This window comes from Streptomyces sp. SID13666 (genome assembly GCF_010548325.1).
Taxonomy (GTDB): domain Bacteria; phylum Actinomycetota; class Actinomycetes; order Streptomycetales; family Streptomycetaceae; genus Actinacidiphila; species Actinacidiphila fildesensis.
Map to the genome: position 1 here is coordinate 197,609 of NZ_JAAGLX010000011.1, position 9,380 is coordinate 206,988.

11 protein-coding genes are annotated in these 9,380 nt (G+C 72.4%); 3 read left to right on the plus strand and 8 right to left on the minus strand.

All coding sequences use genetic code 11. The annotated features are described in order from the left end of the window. The first annotated feature begins 196 nt into the window (after positions 1–196). The gene (locus tag G3I60_RS17540) at positions 197–445 is read left to right on the plus strand and encodes a hypothetical protein (protein ID WP_164293805.1); all 249 of its coding nucleotides are present in this window, start codon (positions 197–199) and stop codon (positions 443–445) included. A 74-nt stretch (positions 446–519) separates the two neighbouring features. Here the strand turns inward: G3I60_RS17540 and der are convergent, their stop codons facing one another. The 5 genes from der to aroH all read right to left on the minus strand — a co-directional run bounded on the left by der (position 520) and on the right by aroH (position 5,014). Then, the gene (der, locus tag G3I60_RS17545; RefSeq protein WP_138353348.1) at positions 520–1,977 is read right to left on the minus strand and encodes a ribosome biogenesis GTPase Der; all 1,458 of its coding nucleotides are present in this window, start codon (positions 1,975–1,977) and stop codon (positions 520–522) included. A 49-nt stretch (positions 1,978–2,026) separates the two neighbouring features. Next, complete coding sequence (locus tag G3I60_RS17550; protein ID WP_138353379.1) at positions 2,027–2,611, minus strand: 1-acyl-sn-glycerol-3-phosphate acyltransferase; 585 nt, start codon at positions 2,609–2,611, stop codon at positions 2,027–2,029. A gap of 68 nt (positions 2,612–2,679) precedes the next feature. After that, positions 2,680–3,357, minus strand: a complete 678-nt coding sequence (gene cmk, locus G3I60_RS17555) for a (d)CMP kinase (protein WP_187144819.1) — start codon at positions 3,355–3,357, stop codon at positions 2,680–2,682. Between the two features lie 212 nt (positions 3,358–3,569). Continuing rightward, positions 3,570–4,655: a prephenate dehydrogenase gene (locus G3I60_RS17560; protein ID WP_164607418.1), complete on the minus strand. Its 1,086-nt coding sequence runs from the start codon at positions 4,653–4,655 to the stop codon at positions 3,570–3,572. Continuing rightward, on the minus strand, positions 4,652–5,014 hold the full coding sequence (aroH, locus tag G3I60_RS17565) for a chorismate mutase (protein WP_138353351.1): 363 nt from the start codon (positions 5,012–5,014) through the stop codon (positions 4,652–4,654). The genes G3I60_RS17560 and aroH overlap by 4 nt, the downstream gene beginning before the upstream one ends. 254 nt (positions 5,015–5,268) lie before the next feature. Here aroH and G3I60_RS17570 point away from each other — a divergent pair, with 254 nt between their 5' ends. Further along, on the plus strand, positions 5,269–5,631 hold the full coding sequence (locus G3I60_RS17570) for a DUF952 domain-containing protein (RefSeq protein WP_164293807.1): 363 nt from the start codon (positions 5,269–5,271) through the stop codon (positions 5,629–5,631). 7 nt (positions 5,632–5,638) lie between these two features. Next, on the plus strand, positions 5,639–6,379 hold the full coding sequence (locus G3I60_RS17575) for a nucleotidyltransferase domain-containing protein (protein ID WP_138353353.1): 741 nt from the start codon (positions 5,639–5,641) through the stop codon (positions 6,377–6,379). Here the strand turns inward: G3I60_RS17575 and G3I60_RS17580 are convergent. The 3 genes from G3I60_RS17580 to G3I60_RS17590 all read right to left on the minus strand — a co-directional run. Further along, positions 6,344–7,363 carry an ADP-ribosylglycohydrolase family protein gene (locus G3I60_RS17580; RefSeq protein ID WP_138353354.1) on the minus strand — a complete coding sequence of 340 codons (1,020 nt, stop codon included), beginning with the start codon at positions 7,361–7,363 and terminating at the stop codon, positions 6,344–6,346. The two genes, G3I60_RS17575 and G3I60_RS17580, sit on opposite strands and share 36 nt — an antisense overlap. Then, the gene (locus tag G3I60_RS17585) at positions 7,360–8,142 is read right to left on the minus strand and encodes a nucleotidyltransferase domain-containing protein (protein WP_164293808.1); all 783 of its coding nucleotides are present in this window, start codon (positions 8,140–8,142) and stop codon (positions 7,360–7,362) included. Before G3I60_RS17585 ends, G3I60_RS17580 begins: the two co-directional genes overlap by 4 nt. A gap of 129 nt (positions 8,143–8,271) precedes the next feature. Continuing rightward, positions 8,272–9,380 (minus strand): pseudouridine synthase (locus G3I60_RS17590; RefSeq protein ID WP_164607420.1); only part of this gene is annotated, 1,109 nt, incomplete at its 5' end.

The following is a 9,380-nucleotide window of genomic DNA, read 5'->3' on the forward strand; positions in this document are numbered from 1 at the left end:
TCGCAGCACCGAACGGCGCAGCGCACCGCTGAACGAAGGGGCGCGTACGGAAACCCGTACGCGCCCCTTCTCGTGCGACCGAAGATCCGCATTTACCCCGTGCTGCCCGCATCTTGGACGGTAAGCAGTCGTTGGCACATTCGTGCACACCTTTGACGCCTTCTCCCGAGTCCCCTACCAGAGCCAGATTCCGTCGATGCGCAGCGCGCAGGATCCCTCCGGGGTCGGCTCGGGCACGCCGATCTACGACGCTCTCTACTCGGAGTACCGCAGGCTGTTCCGAGCCCTGCCGGGTGACCGCTCCGGCGAGGATGCCATGCAGTTCAACGCGTTCTCGGCGTGGCACGAGCAGCCGTACGACGCCGCGCCGGGCCGGCACCGCGGCAACCGCCCGGCCGCGGCGCTGCCGCCGGGCCGCACCGACAACCGGATGTACGGGCTCTAGACGAGCTCAGGACGGGTCACACACGGCCGGTCGTGGGGAGCGGGCCGCACGGGCCCGCGCCCCACCGGCCACGACTACTTGTTGCGGCCGCGCTTCTCGCGGACCCGCACCGAGACCTGGATCGGCGTGCCGACGAAGCCGAACTCCTCACGCAGCCGGCGCTCGACGAAACGACGGTAGCCCGCCTCGAGGAAGCCCGAGGCGAAGAGCACGAACCGCGGCGGCCGGGTGCCGGCCTGCGTGCCGAACAGGATGCGGGGCTGCTTGCCACCGCGGATCGGGTGCGGGTGGCCGGCGACCAGCTCGCCGAGGAAGGCGTTGAGGCGGCCGGTCGGGATACGCGTCTCCCAGCCCGCGATGGCGGCCTCGATCGCCGGGACGAGCTTCTCCATGTGACGGCCGGTGAGCGCCGAGACGTTCACCCGCGGCGCCCACTGGACCTGGACGAGATCCTGCTCGATCTCGCGCTCCAGGTAATAGCGGCGCTCCTCGTCGATCTGGTCCCACTTGTTGTAGGCGATGACGACGGCGCGCCCGGCCTCGACGGCCATGGTGATGATGCGGGTGTCCTGGACGCTGATCGACTCGGTCGTGTCGATCAGGACCACCGCGACCTCCGCCTTGGTCAGCGCGGCAGCGGTCCGCAGCGACGCGTAGTAGTCCGCGCCTTCCTGCAGGTGCACGCGGCGGCGGATACCGGCGGTGTCGATGAACTTCCAGGTGATGCCGCCGAGCTCGATCAGCTCGTCGACCGGGTCGCGGGTGGTGCCGGCGACCTTGTCGACGACCACGCGGTGCTCACCGGCGACGCGGTTGAGCAGGCTCGACTTGCCGACGTTCGGGCGGCCGATCAGGGCGATGCGGCGCGGGCCGCCGATCCCCGCACCGAAGGTCATCGCGGGCGCCTCGGGCAGCGCCTCCATGATCGCGTCGAGCAGGTCGCCGGTGCCACGGCCGTGCAGCGACGAGACGGCGTGCGGCTCGCCCAGGCCCAGGTTCCACAGCGCGGCGGCGTCCGCCTCGCCGGACTGGCCGTCCACCTTGTTGGCGGCGAGCACGACGGGCTTGCCGGACTTGCGCAGCAGCCGGACGACGGCCTCGTCGGTGTCGGTGGCGCCGACCGTGGAATCCACGACGAAGACGACCGCGTCGGCCGCCTGGATCGCGAATTCGGCCTGGGCGGCGACGGAGGCGTCGATGCCGAGGACGTCCTGCTCCCAGCCGCCGGTGTCGACGATGGTGAAGCGGCGGCCGTTCCAGTTCGCCTCGTAGTTGACCCGGTCGCGGGTGACGCCCGGCTTGTCCTCGACGACCGCCTCACGGCGGCCGATGATGCGGTTGACCAGCGTCGACTTGCCGACGTTCGGGCGGCCGACGACGGCGAGGACCGGGAGCGGGCCGTGGCCCGCCGCCGCCAGGTCGCCTGCGACCTCTTCGAGGTCGAAGCCTTCCTCGGCCGCGAGTTCCATGAACTCCGCGTACTCGTCGTCGCCGAGCGCGCCGACGTCGCCGTGTTCGTTCTGGTTGTCCATGAAAGCTTCTCCGTCGATCAACAGTGGTGGCTGCGGTACCTGATGTGGTTCAGCGGCCGGTGGCTTGCTTGGCGTGGGCCAGGTGCGCGGTGAGGCGCTCCTGGATGCGCAACGTGGCGTTGTCCATCGCCGAACGGGTACGTCGGCCGCTGGGGTCGCCCGCCTCGAACGGGTCGCCGAAAACGATGTCGATACGGCTGCGCAGTGGTGGCAGCCCCGATATCACCCGTCCCTGGCGGGCGCTGCCCAGGACGGCGACGGGTACGACGGGCGCGCCGGAGCGCACCGCGAAGTACGCCAGGCCGGAGCGGAGTTCCGAGAAGTCACCGACCCCGCGGGTGCCCTCCGGGAAGATCCCGAGCACTCCGCCGCGCGCCAGCACGCCGAGCGCGGCCGTGATGGCGGTGCGGTCGGCGCTGTAGCGGTCGACGGCGAGCTGCCCGATACCGCGCAGGAACGGGTCCAGCGGGCCGACGAACGCTTCCTTCTTGACCAGGAAGTGCACGGGTCGCGGGGAGGTGCCGATGATCATCGGCCCGTCCACGTTGTGCGCGTGGTTGCCCGCCAGAATGACCGGCCCGTGGGCCGGCACCCGCCAGGCGCCGAGGACGCGGGGCCGCCACAGGCCGTTCATCAGGCCAATGCCGATGCGGCGGCCGACCGCCGCTCCGCGCGGGCCGGGCGCCGTCAGGGTCTGGGACGTCACCGAGCCGCTCGCTTCTCCTCGATCAGGGTGACGATGCACTCGATGACCTGGTCGAGGGAGAGGTCCGTGGTGTCGACCTCTATGGCGTCGTCCGCCTTGGCCAGCGGCGAGGTCTTCCGGCCGGAGTCGGCCGCGTCCCGCTTGACCAGGGCGTCCTGGGTGGCCTGCACGCTCTGCGCGCCCTTGAGCTCACCGCTGCGCCGGGACGCGCGGGCCTCGGCGGAGGCGGTCAGGAAGATCTTGAGAGTGGCGTCGGGCAGCACCGTGGTGCCGATGTCCCGGCCCTCCACGACGATGCCGTCCGGCGCGGCGGCGGCGGCCGCGCGCTGCAGGCCGACCAGCCGGGTGCGCACCTCGGGCACCGCGCTGACGGCGCTGACCGCGGCGGTGACCTCCTGGGTGCGGATCGGCCCGGAGGCGTCCTCGCCGTCCACGGTGATGGTCGGGCCGACGGGCTCGGTGCCGGAGACGATGACGGGCTTGGCGGAGGCGTTGGCCACGGCCTCGGTGTCACTCACGTCCACGCCGTTGCTCAGCATCCACCAGGTGATCGCCCGGTACTGGGCGCCGGTGTCGAGGTAGCTGAGGCCGAGCTTGGCCGCGACGGCCTTGGACGTGCTGGACTTACCCGTGCCCGAGGGGCCGTCGATGGCGACGATCACCGGAGATTCCACAGCGCGAGGGCCTTCCTTGGGCACGGTTACGGGGTGAGGTGGGCCCGGCTGACGCCGGAGGCCATCCCATAAGGTTACCGGCCGGGTGCCAGCACACGTACCACAGCCGTTGTCCCCGGCCGCCGGAACCCGTCACATCGGGCCGCCGGGGCGGCCGCGGGGCCATCGGGAGCCGTCGCGGGACCCCGCGCCCCAGGTCCGCCGCGGGACGCTCAGGACCGGATGGACCAGCCCCGGTCGCGCAGCGCGCTCGTCAGGCCCGGCGCCGCCGCCGGCTCCACCATGAGCTGCACCCGGCCGGCCTGCTGGCCCGTCGAGTGCTCGATGCGGACGTCCTCGATGTTCACACCGGCCGCGCCCGCGTCGGCGAAGATCCGCGCCAGCTCGCCCGGCTGGTCGCCGATGAGCACCGCGACGACCTCGTAGGCCTTGGGGGCCGTGCCGTGCTTGCCGGGGACCCGGTCCCGGCCGGCGTTGCCGCGCAGCAGGATGTCCTCGATCCCGGCGGCGCCGGTGCGGCGCTTGTCCTCGTCGGCGGACTGCAGCCCGCGCAGCGCCTCGACGGCGCCGGTCAGGTCGGTGGCGACCTCGGCGAGCACATCGGCCACCGGGCCGGGGTTGGCGGCCAGGATGTCCATCCACATGCCGGGTTCCGATCCGGCGATACGGGTGACGTCGCGGATGCCCTGCCCGCACAGCCGCACCGCGGTGTCCTCGGCGTGCTGCAGCCGGGCCGCGACCATGCTGGAGACCAGCTGCGGGGTGTGCGAGACGAGCGCGACGGCCCGGTCGTGCTCGTCGGCGTCCATCACCACCGGTACGGCGCGGCACAGGGCGACCAGTTCCAGGGCGAGGTTGAGCACCTCGGTCCCGGTCTCCCGGGTGGGGGTCAGCACCCACGGGCGGCCCTCGAAGAGGTCGGCGGTGCCGGCCAGCGGGCCGGAGCGCTCGCGGCCCGCCATCGGGTGCGTACCGATGTAGCGGGACAGGTCGCAGCCCAGCGCCTGCAGATCGCGGCGCGGACCGGCCTTGACGCTGGCCACGTCGAGGTAGCCGCGGGCCAGGCCGCGGCGCTGCGCGTCGGAGAGGGTGGCCGCCACGTGGGCCGGCGGTACGGCAACGACGACGAGGTCGACCTGACCCTCGGGGGGCAGCGCGCTGCCCGCGCCGAGGGCGGCGGCGGTGCGCGCGACGGACGGGTCGTGGTCCTCCAGGTACACCTCGACGCCGCGCGAGACGAGGGCGAGCGCGGCGGAGGTGCCCATCAGGCCGGTTCCGATGACCAGGGCGGTCCTCACTGGGCGATGTCCTTGCGGAGCGCGGCGGCGGCGCCGAGGTAGACATGCCCGATCTCGCTCCTGGGCAGCTCGCTCTCGACGTGCGCGAGGATGCGGACCACGCGCGGCATGGCGCCCTCGATGTCCAGTTCCTGGGCGCAGACCAGCGGTACGTCCACGATGCCGAGCCGGCGCGCGGCCACCGCCGGGAAGTCGCTGTGCAGATCAGGGGTGGCGGTGAAGATCACGCTGATCAGGTCGTCCACCGCGAGCCGGTTGCGCTCCAGGAGGGCGGTGAGCAGCTCGGACACCTGTCCGTGCATGTGTTCCGCCTCGTCCCGCTCCAGCTGGACGGCTCCGCGGACCGCTCGTACCGCCACGTCACTGCTCCCTCATGCCCTCGGATCCGAACCCGGCAAGCGTAACCAAGTGATCAGGCACACGGTCGCGGCGACCGCCCAGCGAGACGGGCGGCCGCCGCACGGCAAAGGGTGCGTCCCGCCATGGCACGCCTTTCCGAAAGACCGGCCGGGGTCGCTTCCCGCGAATCTCCCGGCGACGAACATGGTCAATCTCTCCCGGAGCGGACACATCCGCCACTTGGAGGTCACCGGCGTCCGGTACAACGATGGACATGATCCTTCACCTCGTCCCGCTGGACACCTGGCTCCACGAGCCCGACCGCCCGTACGCGCCCGCCTCCCTCGCCGAGGACGGCTTCGTGCACTGCTCCCCCGACGAGGCCGTCACCCTGGCCGTCGCCGACGCCTTCTACCGGGACACGGCCGGGCCGCTGATGGTGCTGCTCATCGACGAGGAGGCGCTCGACCACCCGGTGCGCTGGGAGGCCGCGGACCCGGCCCCGCCGCCCGGCGTCGACGAGGGCACCCTCTTCCCCCATGTGTACGGCCGGATCAACCGCACGGCGGTGACCGGGATGCTGGAGGTCGAACGGGACCCGGTGGGCCACCCGCTGCGGCTCGCCCCCTGGTCATAATCGCCGTATGCCCGGACACGAACTCGTACGCCGTCACACCGTCTACTCCTGTGTCATGGGCTCGCGCGCCTTCGGGCTGGCCACCGAGGACAGCGACACCGACCGCCGGGGCGTCTACGTGGCCCCCACCCCGCTCTTCTGGGGTTTCACCAAGCCTCCGACGCACGTGGACGGCCCGGCGGAGGAGCAGTTCTCGTGGGAGGTGGAGCGCTTCTGCGAGCTGGCGCTGCGCGCCAACCCCAACCTCCTCGAATGTCTGCACTCACCCCTCGTGGAGCGGCTGGACGACACCGGCCGCGAGCTGCTCGCGCTGCGCGACGCCTTCCTGTCCCGGCAGGTCGACGCCACCTTCCGCGGCTACGCGGCCCAGCAGCTGCACAAGATCGAGCGCGACATCCGCAACCACGGGGCACCGCGCTGGAAGCACGCCATGCATCTGCTGCGGCTGCTGATCAGCTGCCGTGACGTGCTGCGCAGCGGTGAGCTGCGGATCGACGTCGGCGAGCACCGGGACCGGCTGCTGGCCGTCAAGCGCGGCGAGGTCTCCTGGGACGAGGTGCGGGTCTGGATGGCGGAGCTGCACGAGGCGTCGGACGCGGCGGCGAGCCGCTCGCCGCTGCCGGCCGAACCCGACCGGGCCCGCGTCGAGGACTTCCTGGTCCGGGTGCGCCGCGCCTCGGCCGGCGCCCCGGACCCGTTCCCGGCTGCCGCCTCAGACGCCGTCCCACAGGGCACCGAACTCCAGTAGCTCCTCGCGGTACTCGATCCGCCCGGCCCAGTCGGCGGGCCAGGCGGCCGCGCCGAGGTGGGCGCCCGCGAAGGCGCCGGCGAGGCAGGCGATCGAGTCCGAGTCCCCCGAGGTGCAGGCCGCCCGCCGCAGCGCGGTGACCGGCTCGTCGGGGAAGAGCAGGAAGCACAGCAGCCCGGTGGCGAGCGCCTCCTCGGCGATCCAGCCGGCCCCGGTGGCCAGACAGGGGTCCGCCTCCGGGTCCGGGTCGCGCAGCGCCGCCTCCAGCCGGTCCAGCGCCGCCAGGCAGTCGTCCCAGCCGCGTTCGATGAAGCTCGTCGGCAGTGGGTCCTGCGCGTACGTCCACAGATCGTCCAGCCAACGGTGGTGGTAGACGGACCGGTTGGCGGTCGCGTAGCCGCGCAGCAGGCCGACCAGTTCGTCCGGCCGGGCGCCCTGCGCGAGCAGCAGCACCGCGTGCGCGGTGAGGTCGCTCGCCGCGAGCGCGGTGGGATGCCCGTGGGTCAGCGCCGACTGGAGCTGCGCGGCGCCCGCGCGGGTCTCCTCGTCGAGCCCCGGCACCAGCCCGATCGGCGCCACCCGCATATTGGCGCCGCACCCCTTGGAGCCGGTCTGGCTCGCGTCCTGCCAGACCCGTCCCTCGTGGCTGAGCCGCTCGCAGGCCACCATGCAGGTCCTGCCGGGCGCCCGGTTGTTCTCCGGGGACCGCCACCACTCGACGTACTCCTCGCGCACCGGCCGTGCCAGCCGCAGCGGTGCCAGCGGCCCGCGCTCCATCGCGGTGCGCAGACCGCGCCCGAGCGCGAGCGTCATCTGGGTGTCGTCGGTGACGATCGCGGGCCAGAGCAGTCCCATCTCCCGCCACGGGCCCATCTTCTTCAGGATCGAGGGCACATCGTTGAACTCGGTCGGGAACCCGAGCGCGTCACCGAGCGCCAGCCCGATCAGCGCGCCGGTCGCCGGGCGCCGCTCGTCGCCGCTCATGCCGCCACCCGCGTCCGGACCACGAGGTCGTGCAGGGCGTCGTGCGCGGTGCTCTCGTCCGGCAGCCGGGAGGCGGCCTGCGCCTCGTCCAGCACGGCGTGCAGCGTCTCGACGTCCCGGGCGACGTGGGCGATGCCCATGCCCGTCGCCGGCCCGTGCTCGGCCACCGCCTTGGCCTCGATGAGGTCGGCGAGGTAGGCGGGGGCGGTGACCTGGCCCAGCAGCGTCGGCAGATGGGCCTCGACACCGCCGCCGCGCATCAGGTGGATACCGGTGAGCAGCGCGCGGAAGGTGTAGAGCAGCGGCTTGAGCTCGCCGTTCCTCTCGTACAGCCGCCACTGCGTCGCCGCGAACCCGCGGTAGTGATGGGCGTGGCCGCGGGTGATCACACCGGGCGCCAGGGCGGCCAGCTCGCCGTGCACGTCACTGGTGTGCACGACCAGTGGGGAGAGCAGCTGCTCCAGCACATAGCCGTTGCGGCGCAGCATCAGCCGGCAGAACTTCAGCAGGTCGTGCGTGACCAGATCCAGCTCCAGGCCCTCCCGGTCCCACATCCGGGTCTGGGTCTCCTCGCCCTCCCGCAGGCCGATGAGATCGGCCAGCGGCAGGAGGTGGACTCCGCGCAGATCGACGTCCGAGTCACGGGACGGGAATCCGTACAGGTGCGCGCCGGAGACGGTGGCGAGGAGCAGGGGCAGTCCCCGGCCGGTCAGCTCGGCGAGGACCGGGCGCAGATCGGGCAGTCCCGCGGCGCTGAGCGGGTCGGCGTGGATGGTCATGGTCACCATCCTCCCCGGACCGCGGGCCGACGGGCCAGTGGTTTCGGGGTCGGAACCCAACGGAAACGGCCGGTCGGAACGGCCCTGAGGACCGTTCCGACCGGCCGGAACGCGTTCGCGTGGAACGACCTAGAGGTCGACCTCGCCCATCAGCATGCCGACCTCGGTGTTGGTGAGGCGGCGCAGCCACCCGGACTTCTGGTCGCCGAGCGGGATCGGTCCGAAGCTGGTGCGCACCAGCCGGTCGACCGGGAAGCCGGCCTCGGAGAGCATCCGGCGCACGATGTGCTTGCGGCCCTCGTGCAGGGTCACCTCGACCAGGTAGTTCTTGCCGAGGTTCTCCACGACGCGGAAGTGGTCGGCGCGCGCCAGACCGTCCTCCAGCTCGATGCCGTCCTTGAGCTGCTTGCCGAGGTCACGCGGCAGCGGGCCCTGGATCGCGGCCAGGTAGGTCTTCTTGACGCCGTACCGCGGGTGGGTCAGGCGGTGGGCCAGCTCCCCGTGGTTGGTCAGGAGGATCAGGCCCTCCGTCTCGGTGTCCAGCCGGCCGACGTGGAAGAGCCGGGTCTCACGGTTGGTGACGTAGTCGCCCAGGCACTGGCGGCCGTCGGGGTCCTCCATGGTGGAGACGACGCCGGCCGGCTTGTTCAGCGCGAAGAACAGGTACGACTGGGTGGCGACCGTCAGGCCGTCCACCTTGATCTCGTCCTTCTCCGGGTCGACGCGCATGCCCTGCTCGACGACGATCTTGCCGTTGACCTCGACGCGGTGCTGGTGGATGAGGTCCTCGCACGCACGGCGCGATCCCATCCCGGCACGGGCGAGGATCTTCTGCAGCCGCTCGCCCTCCTGGTCGTTGCCGAAGGTCTTCGGAGTCTTGATCTCCGGGCGGTTCTCGTACCGGGAGCGGTTGCGCTCCTCGATCTTGGCCTCGAGCTCGCGCGACTTCGCGGGGATCGGCTTGCGGCCGAGGTTGCCGGTCGCGCGGTAGCGCGGCTTCTCGGGGGGCACGCCGCCGGGCCGGTTCGCGCCCGACTGTCCGGTGTTCCCGACGTCGTAGCGACGCTCCTCGGGACGGGGGTTCTGTGCGCGCCGCTCCTCGTCACGCTGCTGGCCGCTGCCCGAGGTGCGGGGCGTGCTGCCACCGCCACGGGGGTAGCCGCCGCCGCGGGAGCCCGGGCCGCCGGCGCCGCTGCCACCGCGGGACCCCGCGCCACCGCCGCACCGGCCGCAGCGGG

What these genes read in the sequence shown, in the direction of transcription:
- G3I60_RS17540 (WP_164293805.1), top strand. Translation starts at nt 197, where the DNA reads ATGCGCAGCGCGCAGGATCCCTCCGGGGTCGGCTCGGGCACGCCGATC.
- der (WP_138353348.1), bottom strand. Translation starts at nt 1,977, where the DNA reads ATGGACAACCAGAACGAACACGGCGACGTCGGCGCGCTCGGCGACGAC.
- G3I60_RS17550 (WP_138353379.1), bottom strand. Translation starts at nt 2,611, where the DNA reads ATGAACGGCCTGTGGCGGCCCCGCGTCCTCGGCGCCTGGCGGGTGCCG.
- G3I60_RS17570 (WP_164293807.1), top strand. Translation starts at nt 5,269, where the DNA reads ATGATCCTTCACCTCGTCCCGCTGGACACCTGGCTCCACGAGCCCGAC.
- G3I60_RS17575 (WP_138353353.1), top strand. Translation starts at nt 5,639, where the DNA reads ATGCCCGGACACGAACTCGTACGCCGTCACACCGTCTACTCCTGTGTC.
- G3I60_RS17580 (WP_138353354.1), bottom strand. Translation starts at nt 7,363, where the DNA reads ATGAGCGGCGACGAGCGGCGCCCGGCGACCGGCGCGCTGATCGGGCTG.
- G3I60_RS17585 (WP_164293808.1), bottom strand. Translation starts at nt 8,142, where the DNA reads ATGACCATCCACGCCGACCCGCTCAGCGCCGCGGGACTGCCCGATCTG.